Origin of the sequence: Aquabacterium sp., assembly GCF_035476535.1 — a bacterium.
In the GTDB taxonomy this organism is placed as follows: domain Bacteria; phylum Pseudomonadota; class Gammaproteobacteria; order Burkholderiales; family Burkholderiaceae_C; genus Pseudaquabacterium.
The window spans coordinates 1-19468 of the sequence record NZ_DATILJ010000211.1 but is presented as its reverse complement, the minus strand read 5'-3'; the positions used below and the strand labels follow the sequence as shown (position 1 = coordinate 19468).

20 protein-coding genes and 2 tRNA genes are annotated in these 19468 nt (G+C 68.2%); 10 read left to right on the top strand and 12 right to left on the bottom strand.

What is annotated here, in order from left to right:
* The 3 genes from VLK61_RS20830 to VLK61_RS20820 all read right to left on the bottom strand — a co-directional run.
* On the bottom strand, positions 1–240 hold a 240-nt coding region (locus tag VLK61_RS20830; protein WP_325423549.1), incomplete at its 3' end, for an ABC transporter substrate-binding protein.
* Positions 241–445: 205 nt separating this feature from the next.
* Entirely contained in the window at positions 446–919 is a 474-nt protein-coding gene (locus VLK61_RS20825) for a DNA polymerase III subunit chi (RefSeq protein WP_325423548.1), read from the bottom strand.
* Positions 920–943: 24 nt separating this feature from the next.
* Positions 944–2410, bottom strand: a complete 1467-nt coding sequence (locus tag VLK61_RS20820) for a leucyl aminopeptidase (RefSeq protein ID WP_325423547.1) — start codon at positions 2408–2410, stop codon at positions 944–946.
* A 27-nt stretch (positions 2411–2437) separates the two neighbouring features.
* On the opposite strand from VLK61_RS20820, the gene lptF reads away from it, so the two are divergent.
* Genes lptF through VLK61_RS20795 form a run of 5 tightly spaced genes read left to right on the top strand, consistent with a single transcriptional unit; the run spans position 2438 to position 7196 of the window.
* Positions 2438–3532, top strand: coding sequence for an LPS export ABC transporter permease LptF (lptF, locus tag VLK61_RS20815; RefSeq protein WP_325423546.1), 1095 nt, complete (start codon positions 2438–2440; stop codon positions 3530–3532).
* Positions 3529–4644, top strand: coding sequence for an LPS export ABC transporter permease LptG (lptG, locus tag VLK61_RS20810; RefSeq protein ID WP_325423545.1), 1116 nt, complete (start codon positions 3529–3531; stop codon positions 4642–4644). The genes lptF and lptG overlap by 4 nt, the downstream gene beginning before the upstream one ends.
* Positions 4641–5051 (top strand): sirohydrochlorin chelatase, encoded by a 411-nt coding sequence (locus VLK61_RS20805; RefSeq protein ID WP_325423544.1) that lies wholly within the window; start codon positions 4641–4643, stop codon positions 5049–5051. The genes lptG and VLK61_RS20805 overlap by 4 nt, the downstream gene beginning before the upstream one ends.
* On the top strand, positions 5048–5995 hold the full coding sequence (locus VLK61_RS20800; protein ID WP_325423543.1) for a CysB family HTH-type transcriptional regulator: 948 nt from the start codon (positions 5048–5050) through the stop codon (positions 5993–5995). The genes VLK61_RS20805 and VLK61_RS20800 overlap by 4 nt, the downstream gene beginning before the upstream one ends.
* Before the next feature lie 31 nt (positions 5996–6026).
* Positions 6027–7196, top strand: coding sequence for a pyridoxal phosphate-dependent aminotransferase (locus VLK61_RS20795; protein ID WP_325423542.1), 1170 nt, complete (start codon positions 6027–6029; stop codon positions 7194–7196).
* A gap of 16 nt (positions 7197–7212) precedes the next feature.
* Here the strand turns inward: VLK61_RS20795 and VLK61_RS20790 are convergent, their stop codons facing one another.
* Together VLK61_RS20790 and VLK61_RS20785 are read right to left on the bottom strand one after the other, a co-directional pair.
* Positions 7213–9093 carry a hypothetical protein gene (locus VLK61_RS20790; RefSeq protein ID WP_325423541.1) on the bottom strand — a complete coding sequence of 627 codons (1881 nt, stop codon included), beginning with the start codon at positions 9091–9093 and terminating at the stop codon, positions 7213–7215.
* 132 nt (positions 9094–9225) lie between these two features.
* Positions 9226–9999, bottom strand: coding sequence for a class II aldolase/adducin family protein (locus VLK61_RS20785; protein WP_325423540.1), 774 nt, complete (start codon positions 9997–9999; stop codon positions 9226–9228).
* A gap of 92 nt (positions 10000–10091) precedes the next feature.
* Between VLK61_RS20785 and VLK61_RS20780 the strand changes: the two genes are divergently transcribed.
* Genes VLK61_RS20780 through VLK61_RS20770 form a run of 3 tightly spaced genes read left to right on the top strand, consistent with a single transcriptional unit; the run spans position 10092 to position 13174 of the window.
* A complete protein-coding gene (locus tag VLK61_RS20780) occupies positions 10092–10796 on the top strand; it encodes a Crp/Fnr family transcriptional regulator (protein ID WP_325423539.1) in 705 nt (234 codons plus the stop codon).
* A 47-nt stretch (positions 10797–10843) separates the two neighbouring features.
* A complete protein-coding gene (locus VLK61_RS20775) occupies positions 10844–11920 on the top strand; it encodes a phosphotransferase (RefSeq protein ID WP_325423538.1) in 1077 nt (358 codons plus the stop codon).
* Positions 11921–11938: 18 nt separating this feature from the next.
* Complete coding sequence (locus VLK61_RS20770; protein WP_325423537.1) at positions 11939–13174, top strand: acyl-CoA dehydrogenase family protein; 1236 nt, start codon at positions 11939–11941, stop codon at positions 13172–13174.
* A 4-nt stretch (positions 13175–13178) separates the two neighbouring features.
* Here VLK61_RS20770 and VLK61_RS20765 read toward each other — a convergent pair whose 3' ends face one another.
* Entirely contained in the window at positions 13179–13943 is a 765-nt protein-coding gene (locus VLK61_RS20765) for a hypothetical protein (RefSeq protein WP_325423536.1), read from the bottom strand.
* 44 nt (positions 13944–13987) lie between these two features.
* Here VLK61_RS20765 and VLK61_RS20760 point away from each other — a divergent pair, with 44 nt between their 5' ends.
* On the top strand, positions 13988–14680 hold the full coding sequence (locus VLK61_RS20760; protein ID WP_325423535.1) for a glutathione binding-like protein: 693 nt from the start codon (positions 13988–13990) through the stop codon (positions 14678–14680).
* Between the two features lie 51 nt (positions 14681–14731).
* Positions 14732–14808, top strand: a tRNA-Arg gene (locus VLK61_RS20755).
* A gap of 120 nt (positions 14809–14928) precedes the next feature.
* Here the strand turns inward: VLK61_RS20755 and VLK61_RS20750 are convergent.
* The 6 genes from VLK61_RS20750 to VLK61_RS20725 form a co-directional block, all read right to left on the bottom strand.
* Positions 14929–15005 (bottom strand) — tRNA-Pro (locus VLK61_RS20750).
* Positions 15006–15044: 39 nt separating this feature from the next.
* Positions 15045–15536, bottom strand: a complete 492-nt coding sequence (gene rraA / locus VLK61_RS20745) for a ribonuclease E activity regulator RraA (RefSeq protein ID WP_325423534.1) — start codon at positions 15534–15536, stop codon at positions 15045–15047.
* Between the two features lie 60 nt (positions 15537–15596).
* On the bottom strand, positions 15597–16853 hold the full coding sequence (locus tag VLK61_RS20740) for a tetratricopeptide repeat protein (RefSeq protein WP_325423533.1): 1257 nt from the start codon (positions 16851–16853) through the stop codon (positions 15597–15599).
* Complete coding sequence (locus VLK61_RS20735) at positions 16837–17319, bottom strand: cytochrome c-type biogenesis protein (protein WP_325423532.1); 483 nt, start codon at positions 17317–17319, stop codon at positions 16837–16839. The genes VLK61_RS20740 and VLK61_RS20735 overlap by 17 nt, the downstream gene beginning before the upstream one ends.
* Complete coding sequence (locus tag VLK61_RS20730) at positions 17312–17836, bottom strand: DsbE family thiol:disulfide interchange protein (protein WP_325423531.1); 525 nt, start codon at positions 17834–17836, stop codon at positions 17312–17314. Before VLK61_RS20730 ends, VLK61_RS20735 begins: the two co-directional genes overlap by 8 nt.
* A 1-nt stretch (position 17837) precedes the next feature.
* Positions 17838–19468: heme lyase CcmF/NrfE family subunit (locus VLK61_RS20725; protein ID WP_325423530.1), on the bottom strand; the 1631-nt coding region annotated here is incomplete at its 5' end.

Sequence of the window (19468 nt, the reverse complement as noted above, 5' to 3'; positions counted from 1 at the left end):
GGCGGCATCGTCTTCAGCCACCAGCTCGAGCTTGACCTTCTTGCCGCCGATCGTCACGCCCTTGGCGTTGAGATCCTCGACAGCCATGCGGGCGCCGTTTTCGTTGTCCTTGCCATAGTGCGCCTGAGCACCGGAGACCGGGCCGACGTGGCCGATCTTGACCACCATGTCCTGCGCCATCGTGGCGCCGGCGAACAGCGTCGCGGCCGCTGCGACGATCGCATTGAGCTTGACTTGCATGCAAATACCTCCGGATGAGTATGTTGAGACTTGAAAGAGTTTCTGTGGGGTGTTTCTCAACGGGCCGAACAATACTCCAAATGAGAAGCCGCCCCACATCGGGAATCCCCGGCACGGGATTGCGTGTGGAACGCAAGCCCCGTGCCGGCAGACCCCGCCTTCAGCGGGTGCAGGCACAACGCGGCACGGGTGATTTGCGCCGACCTCAATCGGCGCGACTGCGGGTAATCTCTGGTGTCGCGGGTGCCGCAGCGGCCGCGTTGTGCAGCTTCGGCGTCAGGCCCGCCGATTGATAGGCACGCCAGCGCTGGCGTCCTTGCTGGGCATCGGCCGGTTCGTCCGAGACGATCTCCAGCACCCGCGCAAAGCGCTCGAAGCCCGGCGCCATGCCGGGCCCGAGGTTAACCAGCACCTGCGGGCCGCTCACCTCACCCGGCTCATCCGCCAGCCAGATCGGCGTGCGCGCCATGAGCGGCGCCACGCGCTCGCCGGCGCGCAGCCGCGCATGCGGCACGAACTCCTCGTGCTCGAAGATCCACAGCATCGTGTCCAGCCGGCTCAAGGCTTCGGGCGCGCCGGTGGCCACCACCTGCGCGCCCTGCCGCCAGGCCTTGCGCAGCAGGCGGCAGGTGTAGCCGAGCTTGTCGGCCACGCCGGTGTGGAAGGCCACGTCCGTCACGATGTCGGCTCCCGTACCGGCCGCTTACTTCGCCGCCTGGGACAACACGTAATGCGTCAGCAGCCCCACCGGCCGGCCCGTCGCGCCCTTGGCCGCGCCGGACTTCCAGGCCGTGCCGGCGATGTCCAGGTGCGCCCAGCGCAGCTTGGCGGTGAAGCGCTTGAGGAACATCGCCGCGGTGATGGCGCCGCCGGCGCGGCCGGCGATGTTGGCCATGTCGGCGAAGTTGCTCTTCAGCCCTTCGTCGTAGTCGTCGTCCACCGGCATGCGCCAGCAGGTGTCGAGTGCGGCTTCGCCCGCGGCCTGCAGTTCGGCGGCCAGGCCGTCGTCGGCACTGAACAGGCCGGAGCGCACATTGCCCAGCGCGATGATGCAGGCGCCGGTCAGCGTGGCGATGTCGACCACCGCGGCGGGCTTGAAGCGCTCCACGTAGGTCAGCGCATCGCACAGGATCAGCCGGCCTTCGGCATCGGTGTTGAGGATCTCGATGGTCTGGCCGGACAGGCTGGTGACCACGTCGCCCGGCTTCACCGCGCGGCCGCTGGGCATGTTCTCGGCCGCCGCGACCACGCCGATCAGGTTGACCTTGGGCTTCAGCTGCGCCACCGCGCGCATCGTGCCGATGACGCTGGCGGCACCGCCCATGTCGAACTTCATCTCGTCCATCTCGGCACCGGGCTTCAGCGAGATGCCGCCGGAGTCGAAGGTGATGCCCTTGCCCACCAGCACCACCGGCGCCACGCTCTTGGCCGCCCCCTGGTAGTGCATGACGATGAAGCGCGGCGGTTCGTCCGAGCCCTTGGCCACCGACAGGAACGAGCCCATGCCGGCCTTCTCGATCGCCTTGTGGTCCAGCACCTCGATGCGCAGGTCGTTGGCCTTGGCCATCTTGCGTGCCTCGTTGGCCAGCAGGCTCGGCGTGCAGTGGTTGCCCGGGCGGTTGGCCAGTTCACGCGCCAGCGTCACGCCTTCAACGATGCCGGCGCCACGCACCAGGCCGGCGCCGAGTTCAGTGGCCTCGGCCTTCGAAGCGGCCAGCAAGCTGAGCTTCTCGAGCTTGGGCACAGTGGTCGCGCTGGGCTTGGTGGTGCGGTAGACATACACCGCATCGCCCCAGGCGGTGGCCAGCGCTTCGGCATGCGCCGACTGCAGGGTGTCGAAGCCGAGCAACTGCACTGCGAGGTGCTTGACGCCCAGGCCCTTCAGCGTGTTCAGGCCACTGACGAGCGCGCTCTTCAGCGCCTTGGCGCTGCCATTGGCGACCGCAGCCACCAGCACGCGCGCTGCCTTCACGCCGGCCACCTGGCGCAGGTAGACCTGCTTGCCGGCCTTGTGCGCAAAGTCGCCTTGCGCAACGGCCTCCTTCACTGCGGCCGCCAGCGGCTCATCCAGTGTGGCGGGCACGGCATCGCCGGCCAGCACGATCAACAAGGCGTCGGCGGCAAAGCGGCTTGTGGCCCCTGGCGCGATCACGTGGGTACGGAAGTCCATAATTCGTACAGGTTTGATGATCAGACGATGTTATTCGATTCAACCGTACGCAGAGAAATGGCGCGGAGCTTCGGCGCGACGCTGGTGGTGATCCTCACCATCGTGATCACGATGATGCTGGTGCGCACCATCAGCCAGGCGGCCGGTGGTGTGGTCGCGCCCGAAGACGTGGTGCTGGTGCTCGGCTACACGGCGCTGCAGCACATCCCGACGATGCTGACGCTGTCGATGTTCATTGCCGTGGTGGTATCGCTCGGCCGCATGTACCGCGACAGCGAGATGGTGATCTGGTTCGCCAGCGGCATTGGCCTGGCCCGCGTGGTGGCGCCGGTGCTGCGCATGGCCTGGCCGGTGCTGGTGGTGGTGGGCGTGCTGCTGCTCTTCGTCTGGCCCTGGGCCAACCGCAGCGGCACCGAACTGCGCCAGCGCTATGAGCAGCGCTCGGACCTGTCGCGCGTGGCGCCCGGCGTGTTCCAGACCTCGCGCGACGGCAACCGCGTGTTCTTCGTCGACCGTGCCAGCCACGAAGGCAGCGACGGCCACAACGTGTTCATCCTGACGCGCAAGGCCGGTGTCGAATCGGTCACCGCGGCACGCACGGGTCGGCTGGAAATGCAGGGCGACGACCGCATGCTGGTGCTGGAGCGTGGCCAGCGCAACGAGATCAACGCCGCCACCAATGCGCGCACGCTGGCCAGCTTCGAGACCTATCGCGTGCTGGCCGACGACCGCGCCGTGCGCCGCGCCACCGAGCGCCCGGCACGGACCCTGGCCACGCTGGAACTGCTGCGCGCGCCCACGCCGCGCAACCAGGGTGAACTGGCCTGGCGCTTCGGCCTGCTGCTGGCGGCCGGCAACCTGGTGCTGCTGGGCGTGGGCCTGGCGGCCACCAACCCGCGCCGCGCGAGCAACTGGAACCTGCTGTTTGCGCTGCTGGCCTTCATCATCTACTTCAACCTGATCAACCTGTCGCAGGCCTGGATCAACGCTGAGCGTTTCGCGATGGGGCCGATGCTGCTGTACCTGCACGGCGGCGCATTCGCGCTGGCGGTGGGCCTGATCTGGTGGCGCGACAACGGTACCGCCCTGGCCTTCCACCGCTCGCGCAAGGCCGGCGCATGAAGACCGTCCGGCGGCTGCTGTACCGCGACATCGTCTGGTCGGTGGCCTTCGTGGCCATCGCTTTCCTGTCGCTGTTCTTCTTCATCGACGTGGTCGACGACCTCGACAGCGTCGGCCGCGAAGATCAGACACTCGGCCGGCTGATGCTGCGCGCGGTGCTGGAGATCCCGGGGCATTTCTACGAGCTGTTCCCGATCGCCGTACTGATCGGCACCATCTACTCGATGGCACGCCTGGCGCAATCGTCGGAGTTCACGATCCTGCGCACCGGCGGGCTCGGGCCCGGCCGCGCGCTGGCCCTGCTGGCAGTGCCGGGCGTGATCTTCGCGGCGATGACCTTCGTGGTCGGCGACTATGTCTCGCCCTGGACCGAACGCGAAGCCGTGCTGCTGAAGACCGGCAGCCGCGGCAGTGTGGCACTGGGCCGCGGCGGCGCCTGGCTGAAAGAGCGGCGCGATGGCCCCGAAGGCCAGCGCAATGTCTCGGTGAACGTCAGCACCATCGGCGCCAATGGTGACCTGCAGGGCATCCGTATCTTCGAGTTCGATGCCGAAGGCCGCTTGCGCACGCAGATCAACGCGCGTGCCGGACGCGTGGGCGCGGACAGCGTGTGGCGGCTGGCCGACGCCTCGCGCACCGATTGGCCGACGCCGGAAGCCGCCAACGCCGGTGCGCCGCTGGCCGCATCGGCCCCGAAGACATTGATGTGGCCTAGCACGCTGGATACGCGGGTGGTGGCGGCGGCGCTGCTGCCGGCGCAGACCATGTCGACCGTCGAGCTGTGGCGCTACAGCGCCCACCTGACCGACCAGGACCAGGCCACGCAGCGCCACGAGATCCAGTTCTGGAAGAAGGCGCTGTACCCGCTGGCCTGCATCGTGATGGTGGCGCTGGCGCTGCCCTTCGCCTACCTGCATGCACGCGCCGGCGGCGTCAGCTTCAAGGTGTTTGGCGGCATCATGCTGGGCATCGGCTTCGTGCTGCTGAACAATGTGTCGGGCCATGTGGGCCTGTTGAAGCAGTGGACACCATGGCTGGTGGCCGCCGCGCCCAGCCTGCTGTTCCTGCTGCTGTCGATGGGCGCTTTTGCCTGGCTTGTGAGATACCGATGACCGAATCCCCGCTTGGCTCCCAGTCTGGCCTGCTGCTGTTTGCCCATGGTGCGCGTGACCCGCAATGGGCGCGTCCCTTCGAGGCGGTGGCCGCGCGCTGCCGTGCGCAGCGGCCGCAGACGCCTGTTGTGCTGGGTTATCTGGAGTTCATGGCGCCGGGGCTGATCGAGGCCGGCGCACAACTGGCCGCCGCCGGTTGCGCCGCGGTCGATGTGGTGCCGCTGTTCCTGGGCGCTGGTGGCCACGTGCGCAAGGACATACCGGTGCTGATGGCCCGCTTGGCCGAAGCGCATCCTGACGTGACCTGGACCCTGCGGCCGGCCGTCGGCGAAGCGCCTGCGGTGATCGATGCGATGGCCGAGGTGGCACTCGCCGCCGCGAATCAAGCGGTGGTAGCGGTGCGATGAACCTGCACCAGTTCCGCTTCGTGCAGGAGGCGGTGCGCCGCAACCTGAACCTGACCGAGACGGCCAAGGCGCTGCACACCTCGCAGCCCGGCATCAGCAAGGCCATTCTCGAGCTCGAAGAGGAACTCGGCGTCGACATCTTCGCGCGCCACGGCAAGCGCATCCGGCGCGTCACCGAGCCCGGGCAGCTGGTGCTGAAATCGGTCGAGATCATCATGCGCGAGGTGGCCAACCTCAGGCGCATCGGCGAAGAATTCTCGAAGCAGGACGCCGGCACGCTGTCTATCGCCACCACGCATTCGCAGGCCCGCTATTTCCTGCCCGAGCCGGTGGCACAGCTGCGCCGCAAGTTCCCCAAGGTGCAGGTGCAGTTGCACCAGGACATGCCGGCCAACGTGGCGCGCATGCTGCTGGACGACGTGGCCGAGATCGGCATCGCCACTGAGTCGCTGGCCGAGGTGGAAGGCCTGGTCAGCCTGCCCTGCTACCAGTGGCAGCATGTCATCGTGGTGCCGGCCAAGCACCCGCTGGCCCATGTCGAGCGGCCGACGATCGAGCAGCTGGCGGCCGAGCCGCTGGTCACCTACCACGGCACCTTCAGTGGCCGTTCGCGCATCGACGCGGCCTTCGCGCGGGCGCGGCTCAAGCCCAACATCGCGCTCGAAGCCATCGATGCCGACGTCATCAAGACTTATGTGCGGCTGGGCATGGGCGTGGGCGTGGTGTCCGAGCTGGCGGTGCGCGACGACCCGCCCGGCGGCGACCTGCTGTGGCGCCCGGCGGGCCATCTGTTCGGCCCCAACACCTCGCGCGTGGCCTTCAAGCGCGGCGCCTACCTGAGGCACTTCGTGTTCGCCTTCTCCGAACTGCTGTCCGAGCGGCTGACGCGCCCGCTGATCGAGCGCGCGATGTCCGGTTCGGGCGAGACCGACTACAACCTCTGAAATCCCCTCTGCCGACCTGCACGTCCTGACCATGAACGCCACCGCCCTGCCCCGCACGCCCGCCCTGACCAGCCGCCTGCCGAATGTCGGCACGACGATCTTCACCGTGATGTCCGCATTGGCCACCGAACACGGCGCCGTGAATCTGGGCCAGGGCTTCCCGGATTTCGACAACGACCCCGCACTGTCCGATGCCGTCACGCAAGCGATGCGCGAAGGCCTGAACCAGTACCCGCCGATGGCTGGCGTCGCGCCGCTGCGCGAAGCGGTGTCACTCAAGGTCGAGGCGCTGTACGGCCACCGCTACGACCCGACCAGCGAGATCACCGTCACCGCCGGCGCGACGCAAGGCATCCTCACCGCGGTGCTGGCCTGTGTCGGTCCGGGCGATGAAGTGATCGTGCTCGACCCCTGCTACGACAGTTATGTGCCGAACATCGAGTTGGCCGGAGGCATCGTCAAGCGTGTGGCCCTGACGGCTGGCAGCTTCCGCCCCGATTTCGCGGCCATCGGCGCCGCGATCACGCCGCGCACGCGCGCGATGATCATCAACACGCCGCACAACCCCAGTGCCACGATCTGGCGCGCCGAGGACATGCAGGCACTGGCCGAACTGCTGCGGCCCACCGAGATCGTGCTGATCTGCGACGAGGTCTACGAGCACATGGTCTACGACGGCCGGCCGCATGTCAGCGCTGCATCGCTGCCCGAACTGGCCGCGCGCACTTTCGTGATCTCCAGCTTTGGCAAGACCTACCACGTCACCGGCTGGAAGGTGGGCTATGTCGCGGCGCCGGCGCCGCTGATGGCCGAGTTCCGCAAGGTGCACCAGTTCAATGTGTTCACCGTCAACACGCCGATGCAGCATGGCCTGGCGCGCTTCATGGCCGCCCCCGCGCCCTACCTCGAACTGCCGGCCTTCTACCAGCGCAAGCGCGATCTATTCCGCGAAGGCCTGGCCGGCACGCGCTTCCGGCTGCTGCCCAGTGAAGGCAGCTACTTCCAGTGCGTGGACTACAGCGCAATCAGCGACTTGTCGGAAGAAGACTTCTGCCGCTGGCTGACCCGCGAGATCGGCGTTGCGGCCATTCCGCTATCGGCGTTCTACGGCGACGGCCGCAACCAGGGCCTGGCGCGCTTTTGCTTTGCCAAGCGCGACGAGACGCTGCGCAGCGCGCTCGAGCGCCTGCAAGGCCTGTAGCGCGCAGCGCCTGCCGTCACGAACGCTTGCGGCTGCGCACGATGGGCGGCGTGACGGGCGCCTCCGCGGCCGGTGACTGACCCAGGTCCAGGTCCACAGCGTGGAACTGGGTCGGGCCGTCCAGGGTCAGGTCCGGTGTCAGCACCATCGTCGCGTCACCGACTCCTGGCACATCGCGCGCCGGAGCCAACGGCCCCTGGCCCGCAGCGTCCAGCGGCAGCAGCACATCCACGTCAGCGAGGCGCGCGCCCTGGTGGTCGAACAGGTCGCGTGCCAGCGAGTACAGCATCAGCACTTCGCGGTAGGCCGGCAGCTCGAACAACTCGCCGCCGTCCTTGCGGAACATCAGCGTCTCCAGCTCGGCCATCGCATCGATGGGTAGGGTCCAGGCGCGCTGCAGCCGCAGCATCGCCTGCGGGTAGTCCACCAGCGTGCGGCCCTGCAGCATGTCGGTGTCCCAGTCAGGCGCGTAGCCATTGAAGCGCTGGTTGAAGCGCTCGCGCGTGCGCTCGTAGGCCTCGCGCTCGCCGCGCCGGCGGTAGATCTCCAGCAACTTCAGATAGGGCAAGGGACTGGTGCCGCCGGTGTCGCGCAGGTGGCCCATCAGCAGGTCGATCGCCGCATCGTCCTGGCCCAGCACGACGAAGAACTCGGCCTGCTGCTCCAGGTCGATCAGCTCCTCGATCGACACCGCGCGCGGCGGAGGGCTGGTGGTGGTCCAGCCGGGCTCGACCGTCACCGGGCCGAGCGCAGTGTCCAGGCCCATCGTTGCCGGGGCCGGGTTCAGCTCGGCCGGTGGGTCGGCGGCGGCTGCCGGCGGCCAGGCGGGCGTGCGGGCCGGCGCTGCTGCCACGACTGCAGCGACTGCAGCGGGCGTGGCCCTCTGCGGCGGGGGATCGGGCCGCGCATCGGCCAGCACCTCGGCGGCATCGGCCCACCAGTGGGCCTGCGCATCGCGCTGCTGTCGACGCAGCTTGAGCACCAGCCAGACGACGGCAGCCAGGCAGAGGATCAGGGCCACGCTCAACCAGGGCAGCCAGCGGCTCGCCGCGTCGCTGCGCACGGCACGGGTGCGCAGCTGCTGCAGTTCCTCACGGTGCACCTTGCCGTCGGCCAGCAGGCGCTGCACCTGCTCTTCGAGGGCCTGCACACGATCGGCCGCGGCCGAAGCCGCAGCCACAGCGGCGCTGGCCGATTGCGCATTCAGCGCCGCGCTGGCCTGGTGCTCGGCCATGGCGGCGGCCACGGCCTGGCGCAGCACATCGGGGTCTGACGCCTCCAGCGACAGCCGGGCCGCGGGCGGCGGCGTGGGCACTGCGTCGGCGCGGGATCTGGGCGAGCGTTGTGCGAAGGCGGTGCCGCGCCGCGGCTTCTTCGGCATACGCATCGTCGGGGCACTGGCTGCCGAACGTTCGGTCGCTACCACCCGCTCCACCGGCGGCAGCGTGCGCGGTGGCAAGGCCGCGGTAGCCGCCGGCTCGGCCGAGGACACACCGAGGCCAGGCGCCGCAGCACGGGTCAAGGGTGGATCCGCAAAGGTCGTGAAGCGGCGGCTGGTGCGGTTGGTGCAGCCCGACGAGACCTGCACCACCACCACCGGCTCGTCCACCACCACCAGCGACATCACGCGCACCAGCCGCTCGTTGGCGCTGGCACCGGGCTCCACCGCCCAGCGCAGGCTGTGGGCCGGCACACGCCGGTCGCCGATCTGCACTTCGGCGCCGATGCACTCGGGTTCGAACGGCTCGCCCGGGTCCAGCCGCAGCGGCAATACCAGGTTGAGCGTGCTGCCCAGCGCCACGCTGGCCGGCGGCCTGCCGAAACTCACGGCCTGCGCCGTCGACGCTGCCAACACCCAGCTGGCGCCGGCCATCAACAGCCATCGGGTCAAGTGCATTCGATGTTTCGGCGCGAAGGGCGTGGCCAAGGGGCTGCGGCCACTCTAGCACGCGGGTTACATCTGGTGACCTTCACGCTCCTGGTATCGATGGACATCTGCCGGCGCAGCGTCACCCGGGCCTGCTGACTCTCAAGTCTCGTAGCCGGGCATCTGCCGGTCGAGCCGGCGCAGCAGGCCGGGCCACGACAGCGCACCGCCGCCCTGCCCGCGTGTGGCCTCCCGGGCCTGCTGCTGCGCGGTGGCGATGATCTCCGGATGCACCCGGGTCAGCTCACCGCCGCCCTGCGCGCGGACCTGGATCGCACACACGGTCTCGAACAGGTACATCGACAGGAAGGCATCGGGAATCGTCGCGCCCACCGTCAGCAGGCCATGGTTGCGCAGCATCAGGAAGCTCTTGCTGCCCAGGTCCTGGACCAGGCGCGGCTTCTCGTCGTCCCGCAGGGCCACGCCTTCATAGTCGTGATACCCCAGGCTGGACAGCACGAAGATCGATTGCTGCGAGATCGGCAGCACGCCTTGCTTCTGCGCCGACACCGCCACGCCGTTCAGCGTGTGCGTGTGCAGCACACATTGCACGTCATGACGCACCGAGTGCACGGCCCCGTGAATCGTGAAGCCGGCCGGGTTCACGTGGTAGGGCGAGTCTTCGAGCTTGTTGCCCTGCTGGTCGATCTTGATCAGGCTGGAAGCGCTCATCTCCTCGAACATCAGGCCATAGGGGTTGATCAGGAACTCGCCTTCGGTGCCGGGCACGCGCGCGCTGATGTGGGTGAAGACCAGGTCGTCCCACTTGAACAGTGCCACCAGGCGGTAGGCGGCGGCGAGGTCCACGCGCGTCTGCCATTCGGCTGCGCTGACACGCTGCCGGCAGGACGGAAAGTCAAGTCCGGGTTGGCTCATGAAGGTCTCCTGAAAGAACCAAATTCGAAAGGAAATTGCCGGAGGACAATAGGCTTCAGATGGTGGCGCCGCTGTCGCGCCTGGGACAAGCCATGAATACCCCCGTTCTTACAATCGAAGAGCGTCACAACATCGAGTCTGCCTCGTGGTTCTCCAAGCTCTCCCAGCCGCTGCGCCATGCGATCCTCGCCCGCGCCACCGTGCGGCGCGTGAGCGACGGCGCGCCGATGGCCTCACGCGGCACACCGGCCGAAGAATGGTGCGGCGTGGCCAAGGGCGCGGTGCGGGTCTCGCTGGTGTCGCTGTCGGGCAAGCAGGTCACGCTGACCTATGTGGAGCCCGGCACCTGGTTCGGCGACATCGCCTTGTTCGATGGCCTACCGCGCACCCACGATGGCAATGCGCATGGCGAGACCACGCTGCTGGTGGTGCGCAAGGCCGACTTCAAGGAATTGCTGTCGCTGCACCCCGAGTTGTACGAAGCCCTGCTGCGCCTGAACTGCCGCCGCCTGCGGCTGTTGTTCAACCAGTTCGAAGACCTCAACACCCGCCCGCTCTCGGCGCGCCTGGCCAAGCAGATCATCCTGCTGGCCAAGAGTTACGGTATCGCGCAGGGCGAAGAAATCCGCATCGGCCTCCAGCTGGCGCAGGAAGACCTGGCGCAGCTGCTGGGCGCCTCGCGCCAGCGCGTGAACCAGGAGCTCAAGGGCTTCGAGCGCGAAGGCGCAGTGCGGGTCGAGCCGACGCGGCTGGTGGTGCTGTCGCGCGAGAAGCTGCTGGCGATCTCGGAACGCTGAACCATTCCTCACCAGCCTGCTGCAGCGGGCACGGAGACTGACAAGCCATGGACCATTACACCGGCACACAGGCGGTGCTGTCTTCGCACGCCTTCGATGCTTCGGCGCTCGAAACCTGGCTAGCGGCCAACATGCCCGGCTTCCAGGGCCCACTGTCGGTCGAGCAGTTCAAGGGCGGGCAGTCGAACCCCACCTACAAGCTGATCACCCCCAGCCGCGCCTACGTGATGCGCAGCAAGCCCGGACCGCAGGCCAAGCTGCTGCCCTCGGCGCATGCCATCGAGCGTGAGTTTCGCGTGATGAGCGCGCTGGCCCTCACCGGCGTGCCGGTGGCCCGCATGCATGTACTGTGCGAAGACGAAGCCATCATTGGCCGCGCCTTTTACGTGATGGAGTTCATGGCCGGCCGCGTGCTGTGGGACCAGTCGCTGCCCGACATGAGCAACGAACAGCGCGCCGCCGTCTACGACGAGATGAACCGCGTGATGGCCACGCTGCACACGGTGGATGTCAAGGCCGTGGGCCTGGCCGACTACGGCAAGCCCGGCAACTACTTCACGCGCCAGATCGGCCGCTGGTCCAAGCAGTACCTGGCCTCGATCACCGAATCGATTCCCGAGATGGAGCAGCTCATCGACTGGCTGCCCAACCACGTGCCGGCCAGCGCGATGGACGAGAGCCAGGTGGCCATCGTGCATGGCGACTACCGGCTGGACAACGTGGTCTTCCACTCGGACGAGCCGCGCATCATCGCGGTGCTGGATTGGGAGTTGTCGACGCTGGGCCACCCGCTGGCCGACTTCAGCTACCACTGCATGGGCTGGCACATCCCGCCCGGCACCTTCCGCGGCATCGGCGGGCTGGATCTGGCGGCACTCGGCATCCCGAGCGAGCGCGAGTACATCCGCCGTTATTGCGAACGCACCGGCCGCGGCGACCCTGACGAACTGCTCACCGACTGGAACTTCTACCTCGCCTACAACCTGTTCCGCCTGGCCGCCATCACGCAGGGCATTGCCAAGCGCGTGGTCGACGGCACGGCCTCGAGTGCCCAGGCCAAGGACACCGGTGCGCGCACGCGTGCGCTGGCCGAAATGGCCTGGCGGTTTGCGCAGCAAGCCTGAACCCCGAAAGGTTACCCCATGGACTTCGGCTACACCCCCAAGACACAGGCGCTGCGCGAGCGCGTCAGCGCCTTCATGGACGAGTACGTCTTCCCCAACGAGCGGGCCTTTGCCGAGGAACTGGCGGCCAACACCGCTGCCGGCAAACGCTGGACACCGCTGGCGCTGATCGAAGACCTGAAACTCAAGGCCCGCGCCGCCGGCCTGTGGAACCTGTTCCTGCCGGAAAGCGAATACGGTGCCGGCCTGTCCAATCAGGAATACGCGCCGCTGGCCGAGCTGATGGGCCGCGTGCTGTGGTCCAGCGAGGTCTTCAACTGCTCGGCGCCGGACACCGGCAACATGGAAACCATCGTGCGCTACGGCAGCGCCGAGCACAAGAAGCAGTGGCTGGAGCCGCTGCTGGACGGCAAGATCCGCTCCGGCTTCGCGATGACCGAACCGGCGGTGGCCTCGTCGGACGCCACCAACATCGAAGCCCGCATCGAACGAGTTGGCGGAAGTTCGGGGGACGAGTACCTCATCAACGGCCGCAAGTGGTGGACCTCCGGCGCCGGCGACCCGCGCTGCAAGATCCTGATCTTCATGGGCAAGACCGATCCCGACGCACCGCGGCATTCGCAGCAGTCGATGATCCTGGTGCCGATCGACACGCCGGGCGTCAAGATCGTCCGCCACCTGCCGGTGTTCGGCTATGACGATGCGCCGCACGGCCACATGGAAGTCGACTTCGAGAACGTGCGCGTGCCGGCCAGCAACATCCTGCTTGGCGAAGGGCGTGGCTTCGAGATCGCACAAGGCCGCCTCGGGCCGGGCCGCATCCACCACTGCATGCGCGTCATCGGCGTCGCCGAACGTGCGCTGGAACTGATGTGCCGGCGCGCCACTGCACGCGTGGCCTTCGGCAAGACCATTGCGCAGCAGACCGTCACGCAGGAGCGCATTGCCGAAGCCCGTTGCCTGATCGACCAGGCCCGCCTGCTGACCTTGAAGGCCGCGTGGATGATGGACGTGGCCGGCAACAAGGCCGCCAAGGCCGAGATCGCGATGATCAAGGTGGTGGCGCCGAACATGGCCTTGCGCGTGATCGACTGGGCCATGCAGGTGCATGGCGGCGCCGGCGTCAGCGAGGACTTCCCGCTGGCCTTCTACTACGCGCAGGTGCGCACGCTGCGCTTTGCCGACGGCCCCGACGAAGTGCACCGCAACGCCATCGCCAAGCTCGAGCTTGGCAAGTACGCGCCGGCGAAGTAGCGCTTCAGGTTGCTTCGTCGGGTCGCGCGGGCGGCCAGACCGAAGGCTGCAGCGTGCCGGTGGCGCCGCCGGCCGTGGCATCGGTCCAGTCGCGCGCCAGCTTGCGCGCCACCGGCATGATGCGCATGAACACCGTGAACCAGCGGGCCAGCAGTTCGGCGTCCGGCTCGGGCATGGCGGTGCGCATCGTCAGCCGGCCGCGGTTGATCACGATGACCACCGGCGAGCTGGCCGCGGTGGTGTCCGGCGTGTCGAACAGCGCTTCCTCGAGCCCGTTGCTCAGCCACAGTTGCAGCCACGGCTTGATGCTGGCCACCGCTGCGTAGCGATCCTTCAGGCGGCCGAGCTCGTTGTTCGCGAGCTTCGGGAACATCACCAGCCAGCGCATTTCCGGTGGCGTTTCGGTGTCGATGCGGGTCTGCACGTCTTCGACATACTGCTCGAAGACCGCCTTCTCCATCGCTTCCATCAGTTCGCGGTTCAACACCAGCGCCAGCATTTCCCGCGGCGTGCCGACCTCGGCGGTGAAGCGCACCTCGCGCGTCGTGATGTAGCTACGCTGCGAATCACCCCACTCGATGCGCCAGCCGCCATCACCCGAACTGTCGGTCCTGGAGGCGCCTGCTGCCGGCACCGGCTCGATCAGGCAACCCTCGGCATCGCGGATGCGCTTGAACTGGAACTTGTGGGTTTCCGCCCAGGACTGCAGCGGCGACATGTCGGCCGACTTGGGGCCTTTGTTCAGCAGCCGCCGCAGCGATTCAAGCATGGTTTAGAGTCGGCCCCAAAGCAGTGCCGATGAGGAGATGAATGATGATTGAAGTGTATTCCTGGGCCACGCCCAACGGACACAAGGTTCACATCATGCTTGAGGAATGTGGCCTGCCCTACCGTGTTCATGCAGTCGACATCGGCGCCGGCGACCAGTTCGAGCCCGACTTCCTGGCCATCAGCCCGAACAACAAGATCCCCGCCATCGTCGACAGCGAAGGCCCGGAGGGCAAGCCGATCAGCCTGTTCGAATCCGGCGCGATCCTGCTCTACCTCGCCGGCAAGACCGGCAAGCTGCTGCCGGCCGGCGTGAGCGCCAAGTACGAAGTGCTGGAGTGGCTGATGTTCCAGATGGGCGGCGTCGGCCCGATGCTCGGCCAGGCCCACCACTTCCGCATCTATGCGCCCGAGAAGATCGGCTACGCGATCGACCGCTACACCAACGAAGCCAAGCGCCTGTACAGCGTGATGAACAAGCGCCTGGCCAAGTCCAAGTACATCGGCGGCAGCGAGTACTCGATCGCCGACATCGCGGTGTTCCCCTGGCTGCGCTCGTGGAAGAACCAGGGCATCGCCTGGAACGACTACCCGCACCTCAAGGGCTGGTTCGACGAGATCGCCGCCCGGCCGGCCGTCAAACGCGGCGTCGAGGTGCTGGCCGACCGGCGCAAGCCGCTGGTCGACGACAAGGCACGCAGCGTGTTGTTCGGCGAACGGCAGTTCCGGCAGCACTGATGGCGGCTGTCAAGGCGCGCTGCCCGGCGCGCCGCCTAGAATCCAGGCCTGCTGCCCGTAGCTCAACTGGATAGAGCACCAGCCTTCTAAGCTGGGGGTCGGGGGTTCGAGTCCCTCCGGGCAGGCCAGTGTCTAACCTTGGCTCCGAGCGGCGCCCAAACGGTTGCCGAACGGTCACCACGAACGCACAGGTCACCAGAAACACAAACGGGGTCGGTAGCTCTTGACTACCAACCCCGCGTAAACATTGGTCGGGGTGAAAGGATTCGAACCTTCGACCCACTGGTCCCAAACCAGTTGCGCTACCAGGCTGCGCTACACCCCGAAGCTGCGCATTCTAGCCGGCCGGCGCCGGGCGCTGCGTTCAGGCCGGTTCGGCGAGCACCACGATGCCATCGGCATCGGCATACAGCCAGTCGCCGGGGCGCACCCAGACGCCCTGGATCTGCACCGGCACATCGACCAGCCCGGCCACGCGACGCTCGGTCGGCAGCGGCATCAAGGCCAGCGCGCGGATGCCGACATCGCATTGCTGCAGCTCGGCGATGTCGCGCACGCAGCCGTCGACGACGATGCCGGCCCAGCCGTTGCGGGCTGCGGCCGCACCCAGGTTGCCGCCGACCAGCGCGCGGCGCAGCGAGCCACCGCCGTCGACCACCAGCACGCGGCCGTTGCCGGGGGATTCGACCGCGGCTTTCACGGACGTGTTGTCCTCATGGCACTTCACGGTGCTGACCGGGCCGCTGAACACGCTGCGGCCACCGAAGTCGCGGAACACCGGCGGCAGCACGCGGAACGCGCCGTCGCTGTCGTTCTTGTGCAGGTCGCACAGGTCGCAGGTGGCAAACAGGCCCATCGAATCCTCCGCTCTGTCGGTGTACCGGCCCCGGCTGTGCCGGCGTGGCCGATGATAGGGTCAGCGCAGCACCTCGCCGATCTCCAACTGCAGCCCGCGCGTGCCCACTGCCACCGGTGCGCTCAAGGCCTGCAGGTCGCCGGGCTGCGGCATCGCGTTGCCGCTCTTGCTGATGCGCGCGCCGACGATCACCTGGCTGGCGGCCGACAGCCGCGCGGCCGGGCTCATCGCCAGGCTGTCGTCGAGCGTGAAGTCCAGCGGCAGGTCCTTGACCTGCCTGCGCAGGATGGCCAGCGGCATCTTGGCGCCCTGGGCCGGGCGGGCGAAGACGAACAGCGTGTCGTCCGGCGCGGCCTGGGCCTTCAGGGCTGCCGACAATGTGATGCGGCCTTGCACGGCGGCGTTGACGGCCAAGGCCGTAGCCTGCGCCGCGGGCGCCGCGGATGCCGATGCCGATGCCGATGCCGATGCCGATGCCGGCGCAGCAGCAGGCGCCGTTGCCGATGCCGGCACGGCGGCGACCGGTGGCATGCCGGCGCGCTGCCGTGCTTCGTCGATGACGCCGCGCAGCTGGCGCGCCATGTCGCCGTCCGGCTCGGCCAAGCTCAGCGCCTGCTCCCATTGCTTGACCGCAGCGGCGGCATCGCCGCGGTTGAAGGCCACGCTGCCGGACAGGGCCAGCGCCTTCAGGTTCTTCGGGTCGAGCTGCAGCGCCTTGGCGATCAGCTGTTCCGGCTCGCCGTCGAGCTTGCCGCCCTGGGCCGAGCCCAAGGCGTCGGCATAGTCGGCGTGTGCCTGCGCATCCTGCGGGCGCAGCGCGAGCACGCGCTGGAAGGCCGGCACCGCATCGGCAAAGCGGCCCATCAGGCTGTAGGAGCGGCCGAGCATGGCCCAGCCTTCGGCATCGTCGGGCTGCTCCTTCAACCGTTGCGCCAGGCGTTCGAGCAGCACTTCGATCTGCGCCGCGGTGGGCGGGCCCGAGGCAGCGGTCGCGGCGCTGCCGGGGCCGATGCCCAGGCCTTCGCGGTTGCCGAGCCAGGCATAACCGCCCAAGCCGAAGGCCAGCACAAAGGCGGCCAGACCAGCCACCAGGGTGCGTGACGGGCGCGCCCCCTCGGTCGCCGGCTGCACTGGCGCCGCAGGCGATACCGGCGTTGCCGCGGCGGCCAGCGGCGCTTCGGCCTGCAGCACCTGCGCCAGCAGCTCCTGCTCCAGTTTCTGACGCGCCAGATGAGCGGCCTCGCCCGTCAGCGCACCTTCCGCAATCAATCCATCCAGCTGCGCGATCTGCGCCTTCAACTCATCGATTCGGGACATTCGCATTCGTCTCTTGTTCTTCCGGCACGTCGGGGTCAAAGGCCTCGTCACCCAGGCGCTGGCGGCGGCGCAGCACCAGCGCCAGGCCGCCCAGCGCGCCCACCAGCAGCAGGCCAGGGCCGGCCCACAGCAGCGCCGTGCTGGCCTTGAAGGGCGGGCGGTACAGCACGAAGTCGCCGTAGCGCTGCGTCATGTAGTCGCGGATCTCGCGGTCGCTCATGCCCTTGTCCAGCAATTCGCGGATCTGCCGGCGCAGGTCTTCGGCCAGCCCGGCATGGGAATCGGCGATGGTCTGGTTCTGGCACACCAGGCAGCGCAACTCGGCGGCCAGCGCCATCATGCGGGCCTCGCGGGCCGGGTTGTCGGTGGCGGGGGGCGCGTCGGCGGCACGGGCCGGGCCGGTGATCACGGCCAGGCCCAGCACGGCGCCGAGCAGCAGCGTCCGCAGTGTGCGGCGCTCAGCCATTCAATTGCCTCACCAGCGGTTCGATCTTGTCCTTCAGCACCTGCGGCGTGATCGGCCCGATATGCTTGTAGCGGATGACACCGGCGCGGTCGATCACGAAGGTTTCGGGCACGCCGTAGACACCGTAGTCGATGCCGATGCGGCCATCGGGGTCGAACAGCGAATCGGTGTAGGGGTTGCCGAACTTCTGCAGCCAGCCCAGGCCGTCGGCGCGCTGGTCCTTGTAGTTCAGGCCATAGACCGGCACGATGCCGCGGCGCGAGAAATCGACCAGCAGCGGGTGTTCGTCGCGGCAGGCGCCGCACCACGAAGCCCAGACGTTGAGCAGCCAGACCTTGCCGTGCAGGTCTTCCTTGCGCAGCATGCGCTCGGGCTGCGCCAGCGCGGCGGCGGTGAATGCCGGCGCGGGCTTGCCGATCAGCGGCGACGGCACTTCGCGCGGGTCGAGCCTCAGGCCCACCGCAAGAAAGCCCACCAGCACCAGAAACAGGCCCAGCGGCCACAGGAAGCGATTCATGTCAGCCTCCCGTCGCCGCGCCGGCCGGCAGTGCCGCGGCCTGTGTTTTCCGCGCCCGGTAGCGCCGGTCGCTGGCGGCCAGGCCGCCGCCCAGCATCATGATCAGGCAGCCGGCCCAGATCCAGACGATGAAGGGCTTGTACTGCACGCGCACGATCCATTCGCCGCTAGGCAGTTGCTCGCCCATCGAGACGTACAGGTCGCGCAGCGGGTTGCTGTCGACCGCGGCCTCGGTCATCGGGTTGCTCTGCACGCGGTAGATGCGCTTCTCAGGTTCTAGCACGGCAATGACGCGGCCGTCGCGACTGACCTCGACCTGCCCCTGCGCGGCCACGTAGTTGGCGCCCTGCACTTCGCGCAGCGCCTGCATCTGGAAGCGGTAGCCGGCGATTTCGGTGCTGTCGCCGACGCCCATCTTCACGTCGCGCTCGGCCTCGTAGGTCTTGACCATCGCGACGCCGAAGGCAAACGCGGCCACGCCCAGGTGCGCGATGTACATGCCGATCAGCGCCCGCGGCAGCATCGCCGCACGCCCGGCGATGCTGCCGCTGCGCTGGGCGGGCCGCAGCTTGTCGATCAGGTCGACGGCCACGCTGGCGACGATCCAGTAGGCCAGTGCCAGCCCGCCGGTGGTGGCCAGCGTGATGCTGCCGGCCAGCGCACTGGTGGCCAGCGCGGCGATCACCGCGGCCGGCAAGGCCCAGCGCAGGCGGCGGGCCAGCGTGCCGGCTTCGTCCTGCTTCCAGCGCACCAGCGGGCCGATGCCCATCATCAGCAGCAGCGGCGCCATCAGCAGGCCGAACACGGTGTCGAAGTACGGCGGGCCGACGCTGATCTTGCCCTGGCCCATGGCATCCAGGAACAGCGGGTACAGCGTGCCCAGCAGCACCGCGCCGGTGGCCACGGCCAGCAGCATGTTGTTGATCAGCAGCATCGATTCACGCGACAGCAGCCCGAAGCGCTGGCCCAGGCCGACCCGCGGCGCGCGCCAGGCGAACAGCGCCAGCGAGGCGCCGATCACCAGCACCAGGAAGGCCAGGATGAACAGCCCGCGGCGCGGATCGGTGGCGAAGGCATGCACCGACGACAGCACGCCCGAGCGCACGAGGAAAGTGCCCAGCAGCGACAGCGAGAACGCCATGATCGCCAGCAGCACGGTCCAGACCTTGAAGCTGCCGCGCTTTTCGGTCACGGCCAGCGAATGGATCAGCGCGGTGCCGGCCAGCCAGGGCATGAAGGAGGCGTTTTCCACCGGGTCCCAGAACCACCAGCCGCCCCAGCCCAGCTCGTTGTAGGCCCACCAACTGCCCAGGCCGATGCCGAAGGTCAGGAAGATCCACGCGGCCGTCGTCCACGGCCGGGTCCAGCGGGCCCAGGTGGCGTCCAGCTGGCCGCCCAGCAGCGCGGCGATCGCAAACGCATAGGCCACCGAGAAGCCGACGTAGCCCATGTAGAGCATCGGCGGGTGGATCACCATGCCGGGGTCCTGCAGCAGCGGGTTCAGGTCGCGGCCGTCCGGCGCGCCGGGCAGCAGGCGCTCGAAGGGGTTGGAGGTGATCAGCGTGAACAGCAGGAAGCCGGCCGACACCAGCCCCAGCACGGCCAGGATGCGGGCGACGAACACGCGCGGCA